The organism is Micromonospora sp. CPCC 205561 (genome assembly GCF_036906775.1).
Taxonomy (GTDB): domain Bacteria; phylum Actinomycetota; class Actinomycetes; order Mycobacteriales; family Micromonosporaceae; genus Micromonospora.
On record NZ_JBAKHV010000018.1, the window covers coordinates 1 to 22,973 of the forward strand.

At 75.8% G+C, this 22,973-nt stretch carries 21 protein-coding genes and 1 pseudogene; 9 read left to right on the top strand and 13 right to left on the bottom strand.

What is annotated here, in order from left to right; all coding sequences use genetic code 11:
* Positions 1–310: 310 nt before the first annotated feature.
* Both V6V16_RS12205 and V6V16_RS12210 read right to left on the bottom strand, forming a co-directional pair.
* A complete protein-coding gene (locus V6V16_RS12205) occupies positions 311–1,273 on the bottom strand; it encodes a complex I subunit 1/NuoH family protein (protein WP_334562105.1) in 963 nt (320 codons plus the stop codon).
* Positions 1,274–1,566: 293 nt separating this feature from the next.
* Positions 1,567–2,190 (bottom strand): annotated as a pseudogene (locus V6V16_RS12210) (NADH-quinone oxidoreductase subunit C); the annotation flags it as partial.
* Positions 2,191–2,347: 157 nt separating this feature from the next.
* On the opposite strand from V6V16_RS12210, the gene V6V16_RS12215 reads away from it, so the two are divergent.
* The gene (locus tag V6V16_RS12215; RefSeq protein WP_334562106.1) at positions 2,348–3,394 is read left to right on the top strand and encodes a glucose 1-dehydrogenase; all 1,047 of its coding nucleotides are present in this window, start codon (positions 2,348–2,350) and stop codon (positions 3,392–3,394) included.
* Positions 3,395–3,400: 6 nt separating this feature from the next.
* On the opposite strand, the gene V6V16_RS12220 is transcribed toward V6V16_RS12215, so the two are convergent.
* The 5 genes from V6V16_RS12220 to V6V16_RS12240 all read right to left on the bottom strand — a co-directional run bounded on the left by V6V16_RS12220 (position 3,401) and on the right by V6V16_RS12240 (position 8,900).
* Positions 3,401–4,717 (bottom strand): DUF2252 domain-containing protein, encoded by a 1,317-nt coding sequence (locus V6V16_RS12220; RefSeq protein ID WP_334562107.1) that lies wholly within the window; start codon positions 4,715–4,717, stop codon positions 3,401–3,403.
* A 58-nt stretch (positions 4,718–4,775) separates the two neighbouring features.
* Positions 4,776–5,366: an NADH-quinone oxidoreductase subunit B gene (locus V6V16_RS12225; protein ID WP_334562181.1), complete on the bottom strand. Its 591-nt coding sequence runs from the start codon at positions 5,364–5,366 to the stop codon at positions 4,776–4,778.
* A 210-nt stretch (positions 5,367–5,576) separates the two neighbouring features.
* Positions 5,577–7,124 (bottom strand): pyridoxal phosphate-dependent decarboxylase family protein, encoded by a 1,548-nt coding sequence (locus tag V6V16_RS12230; protein WP_334562108.1) that lies wholly within the window; start codon positions 7,122–7,124, stop codon positions 5,577–5,579.
* Positions 7,125–7,152: 28 nt separating this feature from the next.
* Positions 7,153–8,556 (bottom strand): MFS transporter, encoded by a 1,404-nt coding sequence (locus V6V16_RS12235; RefSeq protein WP_334562109.1) that lies wholly within the window; start codon positions 8,554–8,556, stop codon positions 7,153–7,155.
* A 32-nt stretch (positions 8,557–8,588) separates the two neighbouring features.
* A complete protein-coding gene (locus V6V16_RS12240; RefSeq protein ID WP_334562110.1) occupies positions 8,589–8,900 on the bottom strand; it encodes an MGMT family protein in 312 nt (103 codons plus the stop codon).
* 61 nt (positions 8,901–8,961) lie between these two features.
* On the opposite strand from V6V16_RS12240, the gene proB reads away from it, so the two are divergent.
* The 8 genes from proB (at position 8,962) to V6V16_RS12280 (ending at position 14,519) form a co-directional block, all read left to right on the top strand.
* A complete protein-coding gene (gene proB, locus V6V16_RS12245; RefSeq protein WP_334562111.1) occupies positions 8,962–10,071 on the top strand; it encodes a glutamate 5-kinase in 1,110 nt (369 codons plus the stop codon).
* An 11-nt stretch (positions 10,072–10,082) separates the two neighbouring features.
* On the top strand, positions 10,083–11,327 hold the full coding sequence (locus V6V16_RS12250; protein WP_334562112.1) for a glutamate-5-semialdehyde dehydrogenase: 1,245 nt from the start codon (positions 10,083–10,085) through the stop codon (positions 11,325–11,327).
* Positions 11,328–11,452: 125 nt separating this feature from the next.
* Complete coding sequence (locus V6V16_RS12255) at positions 11,453–11,851, top strand: YbaB/EbfC family nucleoid-associated protein (RefSeq protein WP_334562113.1); 399 nt, start codon at positions 11,453–11,455, stop codon at positions 11,849–11,851.
* Positions 11,852–11,853: 2 nt separating this feature from the next.
* Positions 11,854–12,180, top strand: coding sequence for a WXG100 family type VII secretion target (locus V6V16_RS12260; protein ID WP_334562114.1), 327 nt, complete (start codon positions 11,854–11,856; stop codon positions 12,178–12,180).
* A gap of 27 nt (positions 12,181–12,207) precedes the next feature.
* Positions 12,208–12,702, top strand: coding sequence for a WXG100-like domain-containing protein (locus V6V16_RS12265; protein WP_334562115.1), 495 nt, complete (start codon positions 12,208–12,210; stop codon positions 12,700–12,702).
* Entirely contained in the window at positions 12,695–13,312 is a 618-nt protein-coding gene (locus V6V16_RS12270) for a hypothetical protein (RefSeq protein ID WP_334562116.1), read from the top strand. Before V6V16_RS12265 ends, V6V16_RS12270 begins: the two co-directional genes overlap by 8 nt.
* Entirely contained in the window at positions 13,309–13,929 is a 621-nt protein-coding gene (locus V6V16_RS12275; protein WP_334562117.1) for a hypothetical protein, read from the top strand. Before V6V16_RS12270 ends, V6V16_RS12275 begins: the two co-directional genes overlap by 4 nt.
* A 74-nt stretch (positions 13,930–14,003) precedes the next feature.
* The gene (locus tag V6V16_RS12280; protein ID WP_334562118.1) at positions 14,004–14,519 is read left to right on the top strand and encodes an SUKH-4 family immunity protein; all 516 of its coding nucleotides are present in this window, start codon (positions 14,004–14,006) and stop codon (positions 14,517–14,519) included.
* A gap of 70 nt (positions 14,520–14,589) precedes the next feature.
* Here the strand turns inward: V6V16_RS12280 and V6V16_RS12285 are convergent, their stop codons facing one another.
* The 6 genes from V6V16_RS12285 to V6V16_RS12310 form a co-directional block, all read right to left on the bottom strand.
* Positions 14,590–15,411: a prenyltransferase/squalene oxidase repeat-containing protein gene (locus V6V16_RS12285; protein ID WP_334562119.1), complete on the bottom strand. Its 822-nt coding sequence runs from the start codon at positions 15,409–15,411 to the stop codon at positions 14,590–14,592.
* Between the two features lie 93 nt (positions 15,412–15,504).
* Positions 15,505–16,686 carry an adenylyltransferase/sulfurtransferase MoeZ gene (moeZ, locus tag V6V16_RS12290; RefSeq protein WP_442934069.1) on the bottom strand — a complete coding sequence of 394 codons (1,182 nt, stop codon included), beginning with the start codon at positions 16,684–16,686 and terminating at the stop codon, positions 15,505–15,507.
* A 110-nt stretch (positions 16,687–16,796) separates the two neighbouring features.
* Positions 16,797–17,645 (bottom strand): DUF3152 domain-containing protein, encoded by an 849-nt coding sequence (locus V6V16_RS12295; protein WP_334562122.1) that lies wholly within the window; start codon positions 17,643–17,645, stop codon positions 16,797–16,799.
* Positions 17,646–17,764: 119 nt separating this feature from the next.
* On the bottom strand, positions 17,765–18,541 hold the full coding sequence (locus V6V16_RS12300; protein WP_334562123.1) for a DUF3152 domain-containing protein: 777 nt from the start codon (positions 18,539–18,541) through the stop codon (positions 17,765–17,767).
* 164 nt (positions 18,542–18,705) lie between these two features.
* Positions 18,706–19,680: an alpha/beta fold hydrolase gene (locus tag V6V16_RS12305; RefSeq protein WP_334562125.1), complete on the bottom strand. Its 975-nt coding sequence runs from the start codon at positions 19,678–19,680 to the stop codon at positions 18,706–18,708.
* A gap of 69 nt (positions 19,681–19,749) precedes the next feature.
* Positions 19,750–22,032, bottom strand: coding sequence for a hypothetical protein (locus tag V6V16_RS12310; protein ID WP_442934073.1), 2,283 nt, complete (start codon positions 22,030–22,032; stop codon positions 19,750–19,752).
* Positions 22,033–22,973: the final 941 nt, after the last annotated feature.

Consider the following 22,973-nt stretch of genomic DNA (forward strand, 5'->3'; position numbering starts at 1 on the left):
ACGCCCCACGCCCCACGCCCCACGCCCCACGCCCCACGCCCCACGCCCCACGCCCCAGCGATCATGCACTTCACGCCCGTCCGGTGTCCGCTCGGGAGGGATATGCCCGGGCCGAAAGTGCAAGATCGGCGCGGAGGACGAGGGGCGCGGAGGACGAGGGGCGCGGAGGACGAGGGGCGCGGAGGACGAGGGGCGCGGAGGACGAGGGGCGCGGAGGACGAGGGGCGCGGAGGACGAGGGGCGCGGAGGACGAGGGGCGCGGGGGACGAGGACGAGGGGCGCGGGGGGCGCGGGGCGGGGCGGGTGGGGGTTACAGCGCTATGCGGACGGCAGCCGTCAGGACGAGCTGGCCGAGGGAGACGGGGACCAGGACGAGCCAGCAGAGGCGCTGGAGCTGGTCCTCGCGCAGCCGGGGGTAGGACACCCGGAGCCAGATGATCACGAACGAGACGGCGAAGACCTTCAGCAGGGTCCACAGCCAGCCGAGCTGCGCGTCGGCGAACGGGCCCTGCCAGCCGCCGAGGAAGAGCACGGTGGTGAGCGCGGCGATGACCACGATCCCGACGTACTCGGCGAGCAAAAAGAAGGCGAACCGCAGGCCCGTGTACTCGGTCATGTAGCCGAAGACCAGCTCCGAGTCGGCGACCGGCATGTCGAACGGCGGGCGGCGGATCTCAGCGAGCCCGGCGAGGAAGAAGACGACCATGGCCGGGGCCTGCCAGAGCAGCCACCACGGCTGCCACGCCTCGACGATGCCGGAGAGGCTGAGCGTGCCGGCCGCCATCGCCACCGACGCGGCGGCCAGCACCAGCGGCAGCTCGTAGCCGAGCAGCTGGGCCGCCCCGCGCAGCCCGCCGAGCAGGCTGTACTTGTTCGCCGACGCCCACGCCGACATCAGCACCGCCAGTACGCCCACGCCCACGACGGCCAGCACGAAGAAGAGGCCGATGCCCAGCGGCTGCCCGACCAGGTCGTCCGGGCCGAGCGGGATCACGAGCAGCACCAGCAGGTAGGGCACCAGGGCGACGGCAGGCGCGAGCCGGAAGACCGCCCGGTCGGCCTCCCGGGGCGTGACGTCCTCCTTCTGCACGAACTTGATTCCGTCGGCGACCAGTTGGGCCCAGCCGTGGAAGCCGCCGGCGTACATCGGACCGAGCCGGCCCTGCATGTGCGCCATCACCTTGTGCTCGGCCTGACCGACCAGCAGCGGCAGGACGAGGAAGGCGGCCAGCACCCCGCCCACCCGGATCACCAGCTCCAACCACAGCGGCATCAGGGCGTACCTCCGTCGTCGCCGGATCGTTCCGTCGCGGCCGGTCCCGCCGGAGCCGGCCGGTCCGCCGGTGGACCGGAGCGGGCGACCCCGCCGCCGGGCGCGCCGGGCGGCGAACCGGTGCCGGCGGTGGTGGCCGTCGGGGCGGACGCCGGACCGTCGCCTCCCGGGGCGGACGAAGGGCCGTCGGACGGCACCGCGGACGGCGGATCGTCGGGGGCGGGGCGGGCGGTACGGGCCGGGCGGGTCCCCGGGGCCGGGCGGGCGGGCCGCTCCCGGGCCGGACGGGCCGGGGTGCCGCCGCGCGGGCCCTCACCGACCCCGCCCGCGCCGGCCGGAGTCGGCGTCGTCCCCCACTCCCCCGGCGCGGGCACGCCCGGCGGGCGGATCGGCCGGCGCCCGCCGCCGGCCTCGGACTCGCCCGGTTCCTTGGCGCCCGGCCAGGGCTTCGCCACCCGGGAGGCGAGCACGAACTCCTTGCGCAGCGGGTGGCCCTCGAACTCCGGCGGCAGCAGCAGCGGCGCCAGTCCCTCGTGGCCGGGGAAGTCGATGCCGAACATCTCGTGCGTCTCGCGCTCGTGCCAGGCGGCACCCGGGTAGACGTCGACCACCGAGGCGACCGCCGGGGCCTCGCGGGGCACCCGGGTGCGCAGCAGGAGGCCGTGCCGGCGGGTGGTGGACCAGAGGTGCGCCACCACGTCGAAGCCACCGGCCAGCTCGTCGACGGCGGAGAGCCAGTCGAAGTAGTCGCAGGCCAGCTCGGCGTCGTCGCGGGCCGCGCGGAGCGCCTCCGGCCAGTTCGCCGCCGGTACGTCGACGGTGGCGCGGGCGTACGCCTGACCGCCGGAGACCGACGGGGTCACCTCGGCGGGCGCGAGCAGCGCGACGACCCGCTGGCCGACCTCTTCCGGAGTCATGCCGCTGATCCTAGGGCCTGCCCCGCGGCCCCCGCCGGAGCGAGCGGTGCCCCCGGACCCGCCCGGTCGGCCGGCGGCGCCGGCGGGGCGGCCCCGATCCGGGGCGATCTGGTCGCTTCGCCCGGCGGCCGGCCGGTCGGCGGGGAAGGATGAGGCCGTGCGCGCTGTGACTGTCAACCCGGGTGTCGCCGATTCCCTGCGGCTGGTCGAGGACCATCCGGAGCCGCCGCCCGAGGAGGGCGCGATCCTGGTCGAGGCGCTGGCGGTGGGGATCTGCGGCACCGACCACGAGATCATCGCAGGCGAGTACGGCGAGGCGCCGCCCGGCGCGGACCGGCTGGTGCTCGGGCACGAGTCGCTGGGCCGGGTGCTGGAGGACCCGTCGGGCACCCTGCGGCCCGGCGACCTGGTGGCGGGGGTCGTCCGGCACCCCGACCCGGTCCCCTGCCCGAACTGCGCGGTCGGCGAGTGGGACATGTGCCGCAACGGCCGCTTCACCGAGCACGGCATCAAGGCCCTGCCCGGCTTCGCCCGGGACCGCTGGCGGCTGCAACCCCGCTTCGCCGTCGGCCTGGACCGGGCCCTCGCCCCGGTCGGCATGCTGCTGGAGCCGACCAGCGTGGTGGCGAAGGCGTGGGAGCACATCGAGCGCATCGGCGCCCGGGCCGAGTGGCAGCCGCGGACCGTGCTGGTGACGGGGGCCGGGCCGATCGGCCTGCTGGCGGCGCTGCTGGCCACCCAGCGCGGGCTCGCCGTGCACGTGCTGGACCGCAACACGACGGGGCCCAAGCCGGAGTTGGTCCGGGCGCTCGGGGCGACATACCACACCGTGTCCGTCTGCGATCTGGACTTCGAGCCGGACGTGGTGCTGGAGTGCACCGGGGCGCCGGTCGTGGTCCTCGACGTCATGTACAAGGTCGCGCCGACCGGCATCGTCTGCCTGACCGGCGTCTCCAGCGGCGGGCGGACCATCGACCTCGACGCCGGGGCGCTCAACCGCGCCCTCGTGCTGGAGAACAACGTGGTGTTCGGCTCGGTGAACGCCAACCGCCGGCACTGGGAGCTCGCCGCCGCCGCGCTGGCCCGCGCCGACGCGTCGTGGCTCGCCGCGCTGATCACCCGCCGGGTGCCGGTGGAGGCGTACGCCGAGGCGTACACCCCCGGACCGAACGACATCAAGGTGGTGCTGGAGTTCGCCTCCTGACCCCGCTCAGAGGCCGGGCAGCCGGCCGTTGCGGAACAGGTCGACGAAGAGCTGGTGGTCCTGCCGGGCGCGGACGCCGTACGCGTGGGCGAAGTCGACCAGGTGGGCCACGAACCCCGCCTCGTCGGCGTCCACCGCCGCCACGATCGCCTCCTCGGTGGAGTAGTCGACCAGGTCGTGGCTGGACTCGTCGTCGGCCACCGAGTGCATCCGGGCGACCGCCCGGCCCAGGTCGGCCAGCACGCCGGCCAGCTCCTCCGGCTCGTTCACGTCGGCCCAGTCCAGGTCGGCCGCGTACGGGGAGACCTCGGCGACGAGCTGGCCGGCCCCGTCCAGTTCGGTGAAGCCCAGCCACGGGTCCGCGTGCGCCTGGAGTGCGCGCTGGGACTCGGCGGTGCGGTGCCCCTGGTGCTGGAAGTAGCCCGCCACCGAGTCGTCCCGGATGTGCCGGGCCACCGCCGGCACCTGGGCCTGCTTCATGTAGATGACGACGTCGTTCTCCAGCGCCTGGGTGTGCCCCTCCAGCAGCAGGTTGTACGATGGCAGCCCGGCCGAGCCGATGCCCACGCCCTTGCGCAGCACCACGTCCTTGATGTGCGTGGCCACCGGGCGGAGCTGGGCGGAGAAGGCCGGCAGCGTGCCCAGGTACTCCTCGAACGCGGCGCAGACCCGTGCCCGGGTCTCGTCGTCGACCTCGAACACGCCGTCGCCCAGCGAGAACCGCCGCTCGTAGTTGTCGACGGTGGTCTGCGTGGCGAGCAGGTCGACCCGGGTGTTGAGCCGCGCCTGCTGGAGCACCCGGCGCAGCACCCCGTCGGCGTTGTCGAGGGTGATCGAGCCGATGGCGTCGTCGCCGCCCGCCGCGATGGCCCGCAGCTCGGTCAGGTAGGACCCGGCGAATCCGGCGACCAGGTCGCTGATCGCCCGGTCGGAGAGCGCCTTGGCGTAGCCGAGCAGCGCCACGCTGGCCGCCAGGCGCTTGAGGTCCCAGCTGAACGGCCCGACGTACGCCTCGTCGAAGTCGTTGACGTTGAACACGAGCTGCCCGGAGGCGTTCATGTACGTGCCGAAGTTCTCCGCGTGCAGGTCGCCGTGGATCCACACCCGGCTGGTGCGCTCGTCGAGGAACCGGTCGTCGGCGAAGTCGCCGACCTGGTCGGCGTAGAAGAGCGAGGCGCTACCCCGGTAGAACGCGAACGGTGACGCGGCCATCTTGCGGAACTTGCGCCGGAAGGCGGCCGGGTCGAGTGCCATCGACGCGCCGAACTCCTCGGTGAGCACGTCGACGATGTGGGCGGAACGCTGGTCGGCGGAGTGGTTCATGGTGCGCAGGCTAGCCTCGACCGCCAACCCGGGGGCTCGTCCGAGCGGACCGTACCGCTCAGGGGGTGGGCGGGCGGACCGGCGGGGCGGTCAGCGACTCCGCCGAGCGCGGGGGCGCGCCGGTGGGCCTCCCGTCGGCCGGCGCGGCGTCGAGCGGCGCGGCGAGCGCGTCCGGGCGGGGCACCCCGCCGATCCCGGACTGCTCGGCGGCGATCTTCTCCTGGAGCCGCAGGATGCCGTGCAGCAGCGCCTCGGGCCGGGGCGGGCAGCCGGGCACGTAGACGTCGACGGGGATGAGCTGGTCGACGCCCTTGGTCACCGAGTAGGAGTCCCAGTAGGGGCCGCCGCAGTTGGAGCAGGCGCCGAACGAGATGACGTACTTCGGCTCGGGCATCTGGTCGTAGAGCCGCTTGATGGCCGGCGCCATCTTGTCGGTGACCGTCCCGGAGACCACCATCAGGTCGGCCTGCCGGGGACCGTGCGCGAACGGGATCACGCCGAGGCGCATGAAGTCGTGCCGGCCCATGCTGGTGGCGATGAACTCGATCGCGCAGCAGGCCAGGCCGAAGTTGAAGACCCAGAGCGAGTAGCGGCGGCCCCAGTTCAGCACGAACCGGATCGGCTCGCCGAGCACTCCCGGCACCTGCACGACCGCCCCCTTCCCGAGCCCGGCCACCAGTCAACCACAGCCACCGGCGGGGACGTCCGGTCGCTCCGCGCGGGCAGGCGGTGACACCGTCGCCCTCGGCGTCGCCGCCGAAGGTGGCTGACGACCAACCGGACCTCGACAACAACAGCGCCACGGTCAGCTGGCGGTGACCGGGATCCCGGTGCGGCGCGCCCGACGCCGCACCGGGTCTCAGTACGTCGGGCGTTGCAGCAGGCCGACGAACTCCACCAGCAGTCGTTCCCGCAGCGCGGGGGGCGCGGCGTCGAGCAGCGCGTTCACCGGCGCCATCCGCCCCGGCAGCGGCCCGCCCGGCGCCGTGCCGTCCGACCGGCCGGGGGCGGCGGCGTCCGGGTCGGGGGCGGTGGCCCCGGCCGGGCCGCCCAGGCCCAGCCCGGCGGCCAGCCCCGCGACCAGCTCGGGGGTGAGCGCGTCGGCGGTCAGTGTGGAAGCGAGGGCGAGCAGCTCGGCGGGGAGCCCGACCGGCCCGGCCGCCCGCGCGGCGGCCACCGCGTCGGCCAGGTCCGGGCCGAACTCCGCCACCCGGGGCGCCACCGCGGCGGTCACCGTCAGGTGCACGCTCGGCGGCAGGTCGGCGTACGACAGCTGGGGCTGGGTGTGCCAGCCCCGGGCGGCCAGCTCGTCGACCAGGACGAAGAGGTCGAGCCCCGCATCGGTGGCGGTGAAGCAGACCACGGTCGACTCCGGCTCGGCCATCAGCCGCAGGCCGTCGACCGCCCGCACGGCGTCGGCCAGACCGGCGACGGCGTCCCGCGTCGTCGCCGCGAGCCGCAGGTAGCCGTCGTCGCCGAGGTGCCGGACGGTGGCGTACGCGGCGGCGATCGGGCCGCCGGAGCGGGTGGAGGCGATGACGGGGTTGACCATCGTGTAGCCGGGCCAGTCGGCGTACGCGAAGTACTGCGGGGCGCGCAGCGCCGCGTCGCGGTGCAGCAGCACCGACACGCCCTTCGGGGCGTACGCGTACTTGTGCAGGTCCACCGAGATCGAGGTGACCCCCGCGACGGCGAAGTCGAACGGCGGCACGTCCGCCCCGAGCCGGCGCAGGTACGGCAGGGTCCAGCCGCCGAAGCAGGCGTCCACGTGGCAGCGCACCCCGGCCGCGGCGGCCGCCCCGGCGATCTCGGCGACCGGGTCGACGACGCCGTGCGCGTACGAGGGGGCGGAGCAGGCCACCAGCACCGTCTCCGGACCGATGGCGGCGGCCACGTCGGCGGCGGCCGGTCGCAGCGTCCGCGCCGACACGGGCACGAGGTCCACCGCCACCCGCAGGTAGTGCGCCGCCTTGGCGAACGCGGCGTGCGCGCTGGCCGGGACCACGATCCGGGGCGCCGCGATCTCCGGGTGGGCGTCCCGGGCGGCCTTCACGGCCAGGATCAGCGACTCGGTGCCGCCGCTGGTGACGCTGCCGACGACGTCCGGGGCGGCGCTGCCGGGCCCGCCGCCGAGCAGCCGGGCCGCCGCGCCGACCAGCGCGTTCTCCATCGCCAGCAGCGACGGGAAGGCGGTCGGGTCGAGCCCGTTGACGTGTGCGCTGCCGGCGTGCGCGGCGGCGGCCAGCTCGTCCAGCCCCGGCACCGCCGGGTCGTAGACGTACGCGAACAGCCGCCCCCCGTGGGTGGGCCGGTCGGCGGCCCGCAGGGCCCGCACCTCGGCCAGTACCCGCTCGGCAGGCAACCCGTTCCCGGGCAGCGCCCGCCGGCCGGTTTCCTCGTCGATCATGGAGTCGTGGTGCCCTTTCCGTGGAGGTTCAGCGGCTCTCGTTCCCCAGCACAACCGGTCGGGGGGCGGTGCGGGACGCGGCCTCGGCCAGCCGGGCCGGGGTGAGGTCGTAGGGACGCAGCAGGAGGACCGCCAGGCCGACGAGGAGGGCGGGCAGGACGGTGAAGCCGAGCAGGATGCCGAGCCGGGCGGTGTCGGACTGGGCCGCCGCCGTGCCGGTGTCGGAGGAGACGTAGCCGGTGAGCTGGAGCACCAGGCCGAAGATGCCCGGCCCGAGGGCCAGCCCGAAGGTCTCGCCGGCCGTCCAGAGCCCGGTGAAGACGCCGGCCTGCCGCCGCCCGGTGCGCGCCGTGTCGTACGCGATGCAGTCCGGGAGCATGGCGAGGGCGAAGACCTGCTGCCCGGCGTACCCGACGCCGATGAGCGCGACCAGGGGGTAGGTCGCGAGCGCGGGCAGCACCGGGGCGGCGACCAGGGCCAGCGCACCCGCCGCGAAGATCAGCGACGCGGCGACCAGGGCGGCCAGCTTGCCGACCCGCGCCCCGACCCGGGTCCAGAGCGGCATCACCAGCAGCGCCGGCCCGACGAAGCAGGCGAACAGCACGGTCGCCCCGCCCTCGGGGTCGCGCAGGATCTGGTCGGCGAAGTAGTTGACCCCGGCGAGGACGGTGGCCACCCCGGCGGACTGCACGACGAAGCAGAGCAGCAGCGCCCGGAACGGGCGGTTCCGGGCGGCGACGGCGAGCTGGGCGCGCAGCGTCGGCTCGCTCTCCCCCACCGCGCCGCCGGGCGCGGCGCGGGTCCCGAGGAACGCGCCGACCGCGCCGAGCACGATCAGTCCGGCGACGAAGAGCCCCATCCAGCGGTGCCCCGCGACGCCTCCGCCGCCGGCGTCGCGCACCAGTGGGGCCACCGCGCCGGAGACCAGGATGGCCAGCGCCAGCACCGCGATCCGCCAGGTCATCAGCCGGGTACGTTCGGCGTAGTCGCCGGTCAGCTCCGCCGGCATCGCCACGTACGGCACCTGGAAGAAGGCGAACGCGGTGGCGGCGGCGAGGAAGGCGACCGCCACGTACGCCCCGGCGGCCGCGCCGGCGCCGAAGGGCGCGGCGAAGATGGCGGCGAAGAACGCGGCCAGCGCGAGCCCGGCTCCGAGCAGGTACGGCCGGCGGGCGCCCCAGCGCGACCGGGTGCGGTCCGAGATCCGGCCGGCGACCGGGTTGACCAGCACGTCCCACGCCTTCGGCAGGAGCACCAGCAGGGCGGCCGCGCCCGCCGCGACGCCCAGCGTGTCGGTGAGGTAGGGCAGCAGGAGCAGGCCGGGCACGGTGCCGAACGCGCCGGTGGCCAGCGACCCCAGCGCGTAACCGGCGTGCACCCGCCGCGGCAGCACGCCAGCGACCGGACCAGCTCCACCCGACGGCGCGTCCATGAGCCCGAATGTTACTCACGTTATGGTCCGCGTCACATCCCCTCCCCCGGCGACCAGCTCGCCGCCATGTCCACCCCGGTGCCGCGCAGCGGCGTCCCCTCGGCGCGCAGCCGGGCCCGTGCCTCCCGCTCGTGGCCGGGCGGCAGGCGGCCGGCCGCGTTCACCACCCGGTGCCAGGGCACCCCGCCGCCGTGCCGGGCCATGATCGAGCCGACCAGCCGGGCGGACGCCCGGCCCGAGCGCTCCGCCAGCGCGTCGGCGACCGCCCCGTACGACATCACCCGGCCGGGCGGGATCCGCTCGACCAGTTCCAGCACCGCCTCGACGTACTCGTCAGGTCTCACGACCGGCCACGATATGAGAACGCGCCGAGGCGTGCGGGGAGCGACCGCGCAGAATGGGCGGGTGCGCGAGACAGTCACGACGGCCCGGCGGGTCGTCGTCAAGATCGGATCCTCCTCGCTGACCACCGCCGGCGGCGGGCTGGACGACGAGCGGGTCGACGCGCTCGTCGGCACGCTGGGCTCGCTCGCCGCGCAGGGCCGCGAGGTGGTGCTGGTCAGCTCCGGCGCGATCGCCGCCGGCCTCGCCCCACTGGGGCTGCCCCGGCGCCCCCGCGATTTGGCCACCCAGCAGGCCGCCGCCAGCGTCGGCCAGGGCCTGCTGATCGGCCGGTACGCCGCCGCCTTCGCCCGGCACGGGCTGACCGTCGGGCAGGTCCTGCTCACCGTCGACGACGTGACCCGGCGGGCGCACTACCGCAACGCGTACCGCACCCTGCGCAAGCTGCTCGACCTGCGGGCGGTGCCGATCGTCAACGAGAACGACACGGTCGCCACCGAGGAGATCCGGTTCGGCGACAACGACCGGCTGGCCGCCCTCGTCGCCGCCCTGGTCCACGCCGACCTGCTGGTGCTCCTCTCCGACGTGGACGCCCTCTGGACCGGCGACCCCGCCCGGCCGGGCTCCTGCCGGATCAGCGAGGTGCACGACGAGCGGGACCTCACCGGGGTCGAGATCGGCGGCGCCGGTCGGGCCGGGGTCGGCACGGGCGGCATGGTGACCAAGGTGGAGGCGGCCCGGATCGCCACCGGCTTCGGCATCCCGGTGGTGCTCACCGCCGCGCCGCTGGCCGCCGCGGCGGTGGCCGGCGAGCCGGTCGGCACCCTGTTCCACCCGAGCCGCCGGCGGCCGACCGCCCGGCTCTTCTGGCTGGCCCACGCCACGTCGCCCCGGGGACGGCTGCACCTCGACCCGGGCGCGGTCGCGGCGGTGGTGGACCGGCGCAAGTCGCTGCTGCCCGCCGGCATCACGGCCGTGGACGGCGCGTTCACCGCCGGCGACCCGGTCGACCTGGTCGACGCCGGGGGCGCGCCGGTCGCCCGAGGGCTGGTCAACTACGACGCGGTCGAGCTGCCCGGGCTGCTCGGCCGCTCCACCACGGAACTCGCCGCGGCGCTCGGCCCGGCGTACGAACGCGAGGTCGTCCACCGCGACGACCTGGTACTGCTGTGAGGAGTGCGGCGATGAGCGTGAACGAGCAGGCCCGGCGGGCGCGTACGGCGGCGGAGGCGTTGGCCGTGGCCACGCGTACCGCCAAGGACGCGGCACTGGTGGCGATGGCCGACGCGCTGGTGGCGCGTACGCCCGAGATCCTGGCCGCGAACGCGACGGACCTGGCGGCCGGGCGCGACGCCGGGCTGAGCGCGGCCGTGCTGGACCGGCTGGCCCTCGACGCGGGGCGGGTGGCCGGCATCGCCGACGCGCTGCGGCAGATGGCCGCGCTGCCGGACCCGGTGGGCGAGGTGGTCCGGGGTTCGACCCTGCCCAACGGGCTGGAGCTGCGCCAGATCCGGGTGCCGTTCGGCGTGGTGGGCATCATCTACGAGGCCCGGCCCAACGTGACGGTCGACGCCGCCGGCATCTGTCTGAAGTCCGGCAACGCGGCGCTGCTGCGCGGCTCGTCGTCGGCGGCCCACTCCAACGCCGCCCTGGTCGCCGTGCTGCGCGACGCGGTGGCCGGCGCCGGCCTGCCGGCGGACGCGGTGCAGCTGCTCGACGCCACCAGCCGCGACTCGGTCAAGGAGCTGATGCGCGCCCGGGGCCTGGTCGACGTGCTGATCCCGCGCGGCGGCGCGTCGCTGATCCGCACGGTGGTGGAGGAGTCGACCGTGCCGGTGATCGAGACCGGCGTGGGCAACTGCCACGTCTACGTCGACGCGGCCGCCGACCTCGCCAAGGCCGTCGCGATCGCGCTGAACGCGAAGACCCAGCGACTCTCCACCTGCAACACCGCCGAGTCGCTGCTGGTGCACGCGGCGGTCGCGGACGCCTTCCTACCGGCGGTGCTGGCCGCCTTCGCCGAGGCGGGCGTGACCGTGCACGGCGACGAGCGGGTCGCCGCCCACGCCGACGCGGTGCTGCCGGCCACCGACGAGGACTTCGCCACCGAGTACCTCTCCGCCGACATCTCGGTCGCCGTCGTCGACTCGCTCGACGCGGCGGTCGCGCACATCCGGCGGTACGGCACCGGGCACACCGAGGCGATCGTCACCGACTCGGCCACCGCGGCCCGGGAGTTCGTGGCCCGGGTGGACGCCGCGGCGGTGATGGTCAACGCCTCGACCCGCTTCACCGACGGCGGCGAGTTCGGCTTCGGTGCCGAGATCGGCATCTCCACCCAGAAGCTGCACGCGCGCGGGCCGATGGGCCTGCCCGAGCTGACCTCCACCAAGTACGTGGTGACCGGGGACGGTCACCTGCGGGGCTGAGCGCCGCCGGCGGCGGCGTCCGGCAGGAGCCGTCCCGCCTGTGCCCCGCCCGCGGGGACGCCGGTCCGTTGCGGGTGACCGTTAGGCTGGTGCGGGTTCGGCGCGGCTTGTCCTGGGGAGGCGGCATGCTGGGCGAGAGTGCCCTGGAGCAGCAACTGGCGCAGGCGCGGGCCGCGCTGCGCGAGGTGGGCGGCACCGCCGCGCCCCGGGAGCGCATCGAGTCGGTGGCCGAGGCCGCCGACGGCCGGATCCGGGTCACCCTCGGCACCGACGGCCGGGTCAGCGCCGTCGACCTCGACCCGCGGGTGCTCCGGGAGGGCTCGGAATACCTCGCCGCCGAGCTTCGGCAGGCGGTCAACGCGGCGCTCGACGGCCAGGACGACGGGACCGGCGCCGCCGAGCCGATGCCCGACCTCGCCGCGATGACCGCCACCATCGAACGCCTCCAGGACCAGGGCCTGCGGCAGATGCGGGAGATCAGCCAGGCCGTCAGCGAGACGATGCGGAAGCTGCACGGGAGCTGAGCGTGGAGAGCCTCGACGTCGACCTCGACGCGCTGGGTCGCGGCGCGGACGAACTCGAACAGGCCAAGGAGTCCGTCCGCCAGGTCTTCGAGGGCTTCCAGGCGGCGGTCGGCGGCTACGCCGCGGCCTTCGGCGGCGACGACATCGGCTCGCTGCTGGGCGTCGCCCACCAGGCGTGCGTGGACGCGCTCGCCGAGTGCCTCGGCACCAACATCACCGAGCTGGAGAGCTATGTCGACGGGCTGCGCGAGATGGCCGACGGTTACCGCGCCGCCGAGGAGAACGCCGCCGCCTCCTTCCGCTCGATCCTCGGCTCGCTGGGCGCCTGAGCCGCTCCGACCACGAAAGGAGCCACGGTGGGCCTGACACTCCCGGGTGAGCTCGCCGCCCTGCTCTCGATGCTCGGCTACGAGTGGCCGCAGTCCGACGAGACGGCGATCTTCCAGCTCGCCGGGGAGTGGACCGGCATGGCCGGCCAGATCTCCGGATCGGTCGCGCAGCTGGAGTCGGCGGCGCGCACGGTGCTCGACAACAACCGGGGCGCGAGCTTCACCGCCTTCGCCGGCGAGTGGAACGACGGCGAGTCGGCCGCGCGCAACATCGCCGACGTCGCCCGCCCGGCCACCGTCATCGGCGTCGGGTTGATGGTCGCGGCGGGCGTGGTGCTGGCCCTGAAGATCCAGGTGATCATCCAGCTGGCGCTGTTGGCGATCCAGATCGCGCAGGCCATCGTGACGGCGACGGTCACGTTCGGGGCGTCCCTCCTCCAGATCCCGATCTTCAAGATGATCACCGGCCTCATCATCGACCAGCTCATCGGCATGGCGGTGGAGACGGTGCTCAATGGCTAGGAAGCGCACCAACCCGCCCCGGCAGACCCAGGCCAGGGGCGCTCGCGTCGTCTCGGCCTACCTGGAGAACGCCGACGTCTTCCGTACGGCCAAGTCCGCCGGCACGAAGCCGAAGGGCCCGGCGGTGCTGGTGCTGAAGAACCGGCCGGACTTCGACCGGCGCGACTTCGACCGCAAGGCCAGGGACCTGCGACGGCTCGGGCAGGAGGGCCGGCTGAAGAAGGCGGCGTCGGACCGGGACAGCAACAAGGTCTACGACCCCGCGACCGGCAGGCGGCGCACCCGCACCAACGTCTACCGGGACCGGATGATCCGCAACCTGACCAAGGACGGTCGCCTCACCCAGGACATGGGCACCCCCGCGACGAACAAGTACCTGGCCAACAAGAACGTGGTGGAGCGCCTCTACGCCGGCAAGGGGCCGATCACGGGCCGGGGCCAGGGCTACGACCCCGACCACATCCAGGAGCTGCAACTGGACGGAACGGACACGTACGATAACCTCAGACCGATGGACGCGTGGACGAATCGCCAGCTCGGCAGCGACATCTCGGTCGCGCTGCGGGACGTTCCCGAGGGCACCCCGGTCATCGTCAGGGTGATCCCGTGACCGGCCCGCCGGACCCGGCGCGACTGGACCGGATCCGGGAGAAGCTCGCGCTGCTGCGAAGCCTGGAGGCCGAACGCGGCTTCGGCGTCGTCGTCGGCGAGCCGACCCCGCTGGAGCCGCTCCCCGACCTGCCCGGGGTGGCCGAGGTCTACGGCCTCTTCGGCCGGCTGGCGGGCGACAACTTCCGCTTCGCCCCGCCGGAGGCGATCCTCAGCCCGGCGGCCTGGGCGGCCCGCACCGTCGACGAGGACGACCCGATGGGCAGCCCGCTGGCCGTCGGCCACGAGGTGCACAGCATCCCGCCCCGGCTGCACGGCGAGATCGGGGCCGGCGCGCCGATCTACCTCGACACCGAGGATCTCGACGTCTACTGGATGGAGCCGGACGACTACGTCTTCCAGTACGAGCACCCCGACGAGGACGTGGAGTTCACGGTCGTCGCGCCCGACGTGGCCACGTTCTTCGACGAGCACGTCCTCGGCCCCGGCTACCCGGAGCTGGTCGCCCTCGTCCTCGGTCCCGGCGTCCGCGACCAGCGGCTCCGCTCGGGCCGGCACGCCGGCGAGTACGCCGACAACTGGCGGCGCCTGCTGGTCGCCGCCGACCTGGCGTCCTGACGCCACCCGCCCGCGCCGCACCGACGCCACCCGCCTCCGGCGCCCGCCCGCACCCCAGACGCGAAGGACCACCGATGGCCGCTGACCCCCGGTTCCGCTCACTGTGGAGCGAGGACGAGCTCATCCCGTACCCGCGCGAGGCCTGGCTGGAGGGGGGATTCGCCCCCGACATGCTGCCGGACGGCGACGAGATCCCGCTGGACGTGGCGGTCGTCTACACCGCCTTCCTCGAAGGTGACATCGAGCTGTTCGACACGATCCAGTTGAGCACCGAGGACGGGTCGCTGGACATCCGGCTGATCGTGGTCGGCACGGTCGCCGACAACCCCGACCTGCTCTACGTGCTCGACCCGAGGACCGGCGAGATCCTCCAGTACGACCTGGAGCAGCAGGACGTCCAGGCCGTCAACAGCACCTTCCGCGCCTTCGTCGAGTTCCTCTTCCAGTTCGCCCTCTTCGTGGAGGCCGACGAGGGCAAGCCGGGCCGGGCCGAACGGGCGGAGACGCTGCGTACCGTCCTGGAGAGCATCGACCGCCCGGCCTTCGCGCCGGACGCCTGGTGGCCCCTGGTGATCAGCCAGCTCAGGTGAGCCCGCGGCCGACGGGCCCGGGCGAGGCCGGCCGCTTCGGGCGGGGGCGGGGGCGGGGGCGGGCGGAGCCTCAGCGCCAGGCGCGGATCACGCTCAGCGTCGTGTGCACGTCGAACTGGTGCCCGTCGTCGCTCTCCCACCCGCCGTCGCTGCGCTGGGTCTCGGTCAGCCGTCGACGCGCCCGGGTCAGGATCCAGTCCTGCCCGTCGATGCCGACGCGGCGCAGCGTCGCGGCCAGCCAGGCCACGTCGCCCGGGGACAGCTCCGGCATCCGCTCGGCGAGGATCACCTGCATCCGGGCCGCCTCGTGGAACATCTCCTGCCGGTGCAGCACCGCCGCGGCGAGCCAGCCGGCGGGCAGGAAGGACGGCCAGCCGCCGTCCGGGCCCAGCCGGGCGGCCAGCGACCGCGCGGCGGCGTGCACGACACGCGCGTACGCCCCGCCGACCCGGTGGTCGAGCGGCCCGGCGGCCCGGGCGTCCAGGCCCGCGACGGTCAGCCAGAACCCGGCGTTGGCGGTCAGGTAGAACCCCGCCTCGGGGTCGCCCGGCCGGGCCCACTCGGGGGCGACGCCGGCCAGCGCCGGGTCCTCCTCCCAGCCGCCGTGCGGCAACTGCCGGGCAGCCAGCCAGTCCAGGGCCCGGCGGGCGGCCGGACGCCCGATCGCGCCCAGGTCGTCCAGCTCGGACAGGCGGAAGCAGGTGGCGTCCACCGAGGCGATCTCGGCGCCGAGCGTCGCCGGCCAGCCGCCGCCGGGCGTCTGGCCGACCTCCGCGTCGTCGAGCAGCTCGGGCGGGGGCGGGGCACCGGTGCGCAACCGGGACAGCCGGGCGCGGTCCACCGCGTCCCCGTGCGCCACGATGAACCCCACCGCGGCATCGATGTCGACCACGGCGGCAACGCTACCTGCGCGAACGCGATTCCGCCTCCGGGAATCGGCCGGGGTCGCGGGGTCGGTACGGCCCGCCGCGACCTCGCCGACCGGTCAGTACGCGGGCAGCGACGGATCGACCTGCTTGATCCAGGAGAGCACGCCGCCCTGCACGTGCACCGCGTCGCGGAACCCGGCCGCCTTGATGGCGGCGAGCGCCTCCGCGGAGCGGACCCCGGACTTGCAGTGCAGCACGATCTGCCGGTCCTGCGGCAGCCTGGCGAGCGCGTCGCCCGAGATGATCTCGCCCTTGGGGATCAGCGTCGCGCCGGGGATGCGGACGATCTCGTACTCGGCCGGCTCGCGGACGTCGACGAGGAAGACGTCCTTCCCCGCGTCCTGCCACTCCTTGAGCTCCAGCGCGGTGATGGTCGCGTCGACCACCGCCTCCTGTGCCTCCACCGACACAGCGCCGCAGAAGTCCTCGTAGTCCTCCAGCAGGTCGGTGACCGTGGGGTTCTCGCCGCAGAGCGCGCAGTTCGGGTCCTTGCGGACCTTGATCTTGCGGTACTCCATCTCCAGGGCGTCGTAGACCATCAGCCGGCCGACCAGCGGCTCGCCGATGCCGGCGAGCAGCTTGATCGCCTCGTTGACCTGGATGGATCCGATCGACGCGCAGAGCACGCCGAGCACACCACCCTCGGCGCACGAGGGGACCATGCCGGGCGGCGGGGGCTCCGGGTAGAGGCAGCGGTAGCAGGGGCCGTGCTCGGCCCAGAACACCGACGCCTGGCCGTCGAAGCGGTAGATCGACCCCCAGACGTACGGCTTGCCGAGCAGCACGGCCGCGTCGTTGACCATGTAGCGGGTGGCGAAGTTGTCGGTGCCGTCGACGATCAGGTCGTAGCGGGAGAAGATGTCGCGGACGTTCTCCCGGTCCAGCGCGGTGTTGTGGATCTCCACGGTCACCAGCGGGTTGATCTCGCGGATCGAGGCCGCGGCGGACTCGGCCTTCGAGCGGCCCACGTCGGAGACGCCGTGGATGATCTGCCGCTGGAGGTTGGACTCGTCCACGGTGTCGAAGTCGATGATGCCCAGGGTGCCGACCCCGGCGGCGGCCAGGTACATCAGGGCCGGCGAGCCGAGACCGCCGGCGCCGACACAGAGCACCCGGGCGTTCTTCAGCCGCTTCTGCCCCTCGACCCCCACGTCCGGGATGATCAGGTGACGGGAGTAGCGGCGGATCTCGTCTACGGTCAGCTCGGCGGCGGGCTCGACGAGCGGGGGCAACGACACGGTGGACTCCCCGGGATCGGCTGGAGGCGAACCGGGCCATTGTCGCTCGCATCCGTGCCGATCGGCCATGAGGAGTGACACGCCGCCCGCACTGCGGGACCGGGAATAACTCAGATGCCGCGGACGACCTCGCCGTCGTACCGGGAGCCGTCGACGTACGGCCAGGCGTTGGCGGCGCACCCGTCGAGCCCGTACGTCTGCTGCTGCATCACCGGCGCCGGTTCGCCGGGGCCAGGGCAGGCCTGGTGCACCTCGCCCAGCTCGTGCCCCACCTCGTGGTTGACCAGGTAGGCGCGGTAGACCTCCAGCGGCGCCCCGTAGTCCGGGACCGCCTCCAGCCAGCGCGCCAGGTTGACGACCACCCGGCCGGGGAGCCGGCAGGAGGTGTAACCGTCGGTGCTCAGCCCGCCCTCGGCGCACATCCGCTCGGAGGTGTCCGGGGTGGCCAGATAGACGGTGAAGTCGGCGTCGGCCGCCTCCGCCACCCGCTGCACCCGCAGCCACTCCGAGGCGATCCAGCTACGCGGGTCGGCCAGCACGCCGTCGACGGCGGCGGCGAAGGCGGCGGCGTCCTGGCCCGCGTCCTGCTCGACGGCCACCCGGTAGCGCAGCAGCGGGCCGTCCGTGCCCCGCACCGGGGAGTCGCCGGGCGCGGTGGTGAAGCTGCCCGCCCCCACCCGGGGGTAGGCGGAGGGCCGCTCCGGCCCGTCCGGCGCCGCCACGTACGAGGCGCGGCCCCGGTCGTCCGCCGTCGGGGCGGTCGCCGGGACGCCGGCCCGGGACAGCGCCACGGCGGTGGTCCCCGCGAGCAGCAGCAGCACGCCGAGCCGCACCGCCCGCCGGTCCGGGAGCGGGACCCGTCGCCAGCGGACCCGTGCCGGCCACCGCCCCCGGGGCGACTCGGGGGGCGGGGCGTACGACGAGGCACCGGGCGGGTCGCACGGGGACGACGACGTCATGGACAGAGCATCCCACGCCAATCGGGCACAAGGCGCAATTAACGTGATTCCCGCTCACGTCGGAGGTGGCCCTCCCGCGGATTCCTCGCCCGCCGCGCCCGACGCCCCGGTCCCGCCGCTCAGAGCCGGGGGCCCGCATAGCGGCGGCCGTCGCGGTACGGCCAGGGGTTCGCCACACAGCCGTTGAGGAAGAGCGTCTGCTGCATCATCACCGGCGCCGCCCGCCCCCTGCCGGGGCAGCGCTCGTGCCGGTGCCCCAGCTGGTGGCCGACCTCGTGGTTCACCACGTACGTCCGGTAGACCGAGAGCGGCACCTTCGCGCCGACATAGTGCGGCACCGAGAGCCGCCAGCGGTCCAGGTTGATGATCACCTTGCCCGGCGCGCGGCACGACGTGTACGGCCGGCCGCCCACCCGGATGTTCACCCCGCCGGCGGCACACATCCGGCCCGCCGTCGCGGCGGTGGCGAGGTAGACCGTGAAGTCGTGCCGGGAGCCGGCGGGCACCTGCTGCAACCGCAGCCCGCCGTCGACCCAGCTCCCCGGCCCGGCGAGCGCCCGCTCGACGGCCGCCGCGAACTCGCCCGGCTCCTCGCCGGAACCCGACTCCACGGCGACCCGGTAGCGGCGCAGCGTGCCGGCGTCACCCAGCACCGGGCCCGTCCGGTCGTCGTAGCCGAAGCGGCCCCGACCCGCCGAGGGCACGGGCCCGGGCAGCCGGAGCACGACCGACGGGGCCGTCGCGGCCGGTGGCGAGGCGAGCGGCGAGGCGCCCGCCTGGCCGAGCGCCGGCCCGGGGGCCAACTCCTCGGCGGTGAGCACCTCCGTCCCGACGCCGGCGCCGCGCCGGTCGGCGACCACCGCCACCGCCGCGCCCACCGCGAGGACGAGCGCCACCAGCTGAACGAGTCGCAGCCGGCGCGCCGGACGGCGGTGCCGAGCGCGGGTGAGGTCCGGTTCGCCGGCCGGCGCCGGGCTCCCGGCCCGGCCACGGCGACGGCGCTCGGCGGGGGCCGCGGCACGGCGGGCCGGGACGGAACGGCGGGCGGAGGACATCCCGCTCAGCCTGCCATGTCGGACCGCCGAGCGGTGTCCTCCGTTTCGGTGAGCAGGCCCAGCACGGCCCGGGCGACCAGGCGCGGCACCTCCAGCTGCGCCACGTGGCCGACCCCGTCGAGCATCAGCAGCCGGCTGTCCGGGATGACGCGGGCCGTCTGCGGCGCCACCCGGACGTCCACCAACCGGTCGGCCCGCCCGCCGACGACCAGCGTCGGCGCCCGGACCGCCGCGGCGAGCCGCCACAACGACCCCGAACCGGGCAGGTAGGAGCGGAGGAAGCTGGAGACCAGCCCACGGAACGTCCGGACGTACGCGGCGGCGTAGTGCGCGGCCTCGTGCCGGACCCGGATCTCCTCCAACGCCTCCTGCCGCCGCTGGTCGCAGATCCGGGTCAGGTCGGCGACGCACGCCTCCATCACCTGCTGGGCCATCACCTCGGGCGCGACCTGGGCCAGCCGCCAGGCGGCCAGGCGCTCGCCCCGGGGGATCGCCAGCAGCGGCAGCATCCGGCCCTGCAACGAGCGCCGGAAATCCAGGAACGGCAGCGCCGGTGAGATCAGCGTCAGGGTCCGTACCAGGTCCGGCCGCAGCCCCGCCACCTGCACCGAGATCGCGCCGCCCAGGGAGTTGCCGAACAGGTGCACCGGCCCCCGGTCGGAGTGCTCGATCCAGCGGATCACCCGCTCGGCGAAGGCCGGCACCGTGTAGCGGCGACCCGGCTCGCTGCGGCCGAACCCGGGCAGGTCGATGGCCTGCCCGTCGAGGCGGTCGGCGAGCAGCCCCGCCAGGTCGGTCCAGTTCTGCGACGAGCCGCCGAGGCCGTGCACGTAGAGCGCCGGCTCCGCGCCCGGTGCCGTGGCCGGCGTTTCCCGGACGTAGGTCGTCGTACCGTCGAGCCGCACCTCCCGGCCCGGCCAGGGCGGCGGGACGGAGGGCTCGGGGAGGAGATGGTCCGGCCGAAGGGTGGCGCGCTTCATGACTCCAGTCTGCCCGGAGCCGCGCGTCGGCGCCCCACCCCGGCCGGGCGGCCGGCGACCCTGCCGGCATCAGGCCAGCAGCGCCTCGATCCGGCGGTTGACCGCGGCCAGGGTGGCCCGGACGACAGCCTGCCGGGGATCGCCGGCGACAAGCGCGGAGCCGACGAGCTGCTCCACCCATCCGTCGCAGACCAGCAGCACCACGACCGTGGCCACGTCGCAGTTGCCGAACGGCACCACCGCGGCGTGCTCCACGAAGCACCGTCCCCGGTCGGGGCCGGGTTCGCCGCCGCGCAGCAGCTCGTCCACGGCCGCCGCGGCGGCCACCGCGCAGAGCCGCAGCACGTACCCGTCGACGGCCGGCCCGGTCGAGTAGCCCGCGGCGCTCTCCCCGCCGGCGAGCAGGCGCACCTCCACAGTGGCGTCGAGCCCGAAGGTGCTCACCTGTACGTGGTCGATCACCACCCGGGGTCCCACCGCCCCGCCGGTGTCCAGCGGCCGCGACGGCGCGCTCTCCGTCGTCGTCACCTGGCCACCGGAGTACGACGTGCCGACGGTCGCCGGGTTGCCGGCCGGCGGGCCCGCCGGGGCGGCGGAGACCGAACCCGGCTCCTCCACTGTGGCCCGGCCCCGGTGCGGGGCCACGGACTGCCGGCGGCGGCGCGGCGTCTCCGGTGCCGCCTCGGCCGGCTGCTCGGCGCGGGCCTGCCGGGCCTCGGCGGGACCACCGGCCACCCGGCTGCCCGGCACCCCCGCCTCGGCGGACGACGGCTCGGCGGCGCGCGCCCCGGCGGAGCCCGGTGACCTGGTGTCGGCACCGCGCGGCTCGGCCGACCGGCGGCGCACCGGCGGGGCCGGCGCGGCCGGCATGCCGGGCACGTTCTGCGGGGCGGCGGCCAGCCCCATCCGCTCCTGGAGCAGGCGGGCGACCTGCCGGCTCACCTCGGCCGGGTCGGCGCCGTCGGCGAGGTCGAGCCGCAGGCTGTGCGCGCCGGCCGGGGTGCGGCGCAACGCCGCGTCGCGGACGCCGGCCACGCCCCGGACGGCGTCGAGGATGGCGTTGACGTCGAAGCCCTCCGGACGCTCCCGCAGCGGGGCGGGCTCGTCGTCGCGGCGCAGGTGGGTGGCGATGCGGGCGAGTTCCGGGGTTTCGGCGGGGGGATCCACGGCTGGCGGCTCCGGCACGACGGGCACGTCCGGCTCGGCGGGGACGCGCTGCGGCAACACCGCCGCGGGCTCCGGCGTCCGGTCTTCGGCGGCCGGCGGGGCCGCCGGCTCGGGGGCGGACCGGCGGGCCGCGTAGGGGGGTGCGCTCGTCGGGCCGGGCGCGGGCGGGGTGCGGTCGAACGACCCGTACCCGCCCGCGGCGGCCTCGGCGGCGGGGGCGGTCGGCGGACCGACCGGGGACTTCGAGGGCGCCTCGCCGCTCTCCGGCCGGAGCCGGAACGGCCGGGTGACCCGGTCCGGGGTCTCCTCGGCGCGGGCCGCCGTGACGGGCGCCTCCGCGGCGGCCGGGGGGTGGGCGAGCGGCGGCGCGCTCGCCGGGGCGTACGCGAGCGGCGGCGCGGCGGCCGGCACGCCCTGCGCCCAGGCGGACCGCTCGGCCGGGGCCGGGGCCGGCGTTCCGGCCGCCGGTGCCGTGGACCGCTCGACGGGGGCGACCGGTCGCTCGTACGGCGGCCGGGGCGCCGACCCGGCGGGCGGGACGTCGTAGGGGCGGCCCGGCTCGGGGCGCGCCGGCTCGTAGGGCGGCGGGGCGGCCTCGGCACGCGGCGGCTCGTACGGACGCTGCGGCTCGCCGGCCCAGGCCGGCGCCGGCTCCTCGCGCGAGCGGCGACCGACCGGCTCGGACTCGTCGCGGGAGCGGCGGCCGACCGGCTCGGACCCCTCGCGGGAGCGGCGACCGGCCGACTCGGGCCCCTCCTGGGGCCGGCGACCGACCGGCTCGGACTCGTCGCGGGAGCGGCGGCCGACCGGCTCGGACCCCTCGCGGGAGCGGCGACCGGCCGACTCGGGCCCCTCCTGGGGCCGGCGACCGACCGGCTCGGACTCGTCGCGGGAGCGGCGGCCGACCGGCTCGGACCCCTCGCGGGAGCGGCGACCGGCCGACTCGGGCTCCTCGCGGGACCACGGCGGCGCCCACGCGGCACCCCAGCTCGGCCGGTTCCAGCTCGGGCCGCTCCAGTCCGGTTCGGTCGCCGGCGGCCACTGCGCGCCCGGCGGCCGGGGGCCGTCCGGACCCGGTTCGAGCGACTCGCGCTGCCCGCCCGGCGTGTGCTCCGTGCCGGGTGCCCGCTCGGCGGGCGGCGGCCGGTCCTCGTCCGGCCCCGGTGCGGCGCCGGCGGCACGGATCGCGCGCCCCTGCCCGGAGGCGGCCGGCGCGCGGTCGGGGGCGAAGCCGCCCGGCGCCCGGTCGGTGCCGGGCGGACCGGCACCGGAGTCGTCCCGCAGGGCCCGGTCGGTGCCCAGCACGCGGTCGGCGCCGGCGATCCGGTCACCGGCGGGCGCGTCGGCGGGTGGCGGGAAGGACCGCGGGTCGTGGGTCGGCGGCTCCGGGGGGAAGGAGTCGCCCCAGCCGCTCGCCGGGCCGGTCGCCGACGGGGTCTCCTCGGCGGCGGCGCGGTCGGCGGCGGGCGCCCGGAGCCCGGGGGGCACCTCGAAGCCGCTGGCCGCCGTGCCCACGGGCGGGACCTGCACGGCCGGCGGTGCCGAGCTCGGCAGGCCGGGGTCGGCCCAGCGGGGCGGGCCGCCCGGGTGCGGGTCGTCGGAGGGGTAGCGGGCCGCGCCGGCCTCGGGCTCGGCGAACCCGCGCGGCGGCCCCGGCGGCTGCTCGGCCGGAGGCGCCGGACGTTGCGCGGGCACCGCCAACCGGTCGTTGCCCGGGTCGCGCCGCTGCTCGCCGAGGACGCCGGGCGGGGCGCTCACCGGGCTGCGACGGTCGGTAGGCACGTCGTCGACCGGGTGGTCGACGCCGTTGACGTGGTGACCGTTGACCCGTGCCCGCGGCTCGGCCCCGGTCGTCGGGTCGGGCAGTGGCGGCGGCAGGTCGCCGTGCCGCGCCGAGGAGGCGGCCCAGCCGGGAGCCGGCTCGGACGGACCCCACGGCGCCGCCTGCTCGCGGGGGTCGGGGACCTCCTCGCGCCGGGACCAACTGGCCGCCGCAGGCGCCCACCCGCTGCCGGAACGGGCCAGGTCGTCCTGCGGACCCGTCCCGTCGCCGTGCTCTCCCGGGGTGGCGGCACCGGGTTGCCCTGTTTCACTCACCGCGCGCTCCTTGGTCGCCCTCGCTGAGG

What these genes read in the sequence shown, in the direction of transcription:
- V6V16_RS12205 (WP_334562105.1), bottom strand. Translation starts at nt 1,273, where the DNA reads ATGCCGCTGTGGTTGGAGCTGGTGATCCGGGTGGGCGGGGTGCTGGCC.
- V6V16_RS12220 (WP_334562107.1), bottom strand. Translation starts at nt 4,717, where the DNA reads ATGAACCACTCCGCCGACCAGCGTTCCGCCCACATCGTCGACGTGCTC.
- V6V16_RS12230 (WP_334562108.1), bottom strand. Translation starts at nt 7,124, where the DNA reads ATGATCGACGAGGAAACCGGCCGGCGGGCGCTGCCCGGGAACGGGTTG.
- V6V16_RS12235 (WP_334562109.1), bottom strand. Translation starts at nt 8,556, where the DNA reads ATGGACGCGCCGTCGGGTGGAGCTGGTCCGGTCGCTGGCGTGCTGCCG.
- V6V16_RS12250 (WP_334562112.1), top strand. Translation starts at nt 10,083, where the DNA reads ATGAGCGTGAACGAGCAGGCCCGGCGGGCGCGTACGGCGGCGGAGGCG.
- V6V16_RS12255 (WP_334562113.1), top strand. Translation starts at nt 11,453, where the DNA reads ATGCTGGGCGAGAGTGCCCTGGAGCAGCAACTGGCGCAGGCGCGGGCC.
- V6V16_RS12270 (WP_334562116.1), top strand. Translation starts at nt 12,695, where the DNA reads ATGGCTAGGAAGCGCACCAACCCGCCCCGGCAGACCCAGGCCAGGGGC.
- V6V16_RS12280 (WP_334562118.1), top strand. Translation starts at nt 14,004, where the DNA reads ATGGCCGCTGACCCCCGGTTCCGCTCACTGTGGAGCGAGGACGAGCTC.
- V6V16_RS12295 (WP_334562122.1), bottom strand. Translation starts at nt 17,645, where the DNA reads ATGACGTCGTCGTCCCCGTGCGACCCGCCCGGTGCCTCGTCGTACGCC.
- V6V16_RS12305 (WP_334562125.1), bottom strand. Translation starts at nt 19,680, where the DNA reads ATGAAGCGCGCCACCCTTCGGCCGGACCATCTCCTCCCCGAGCCCTCC.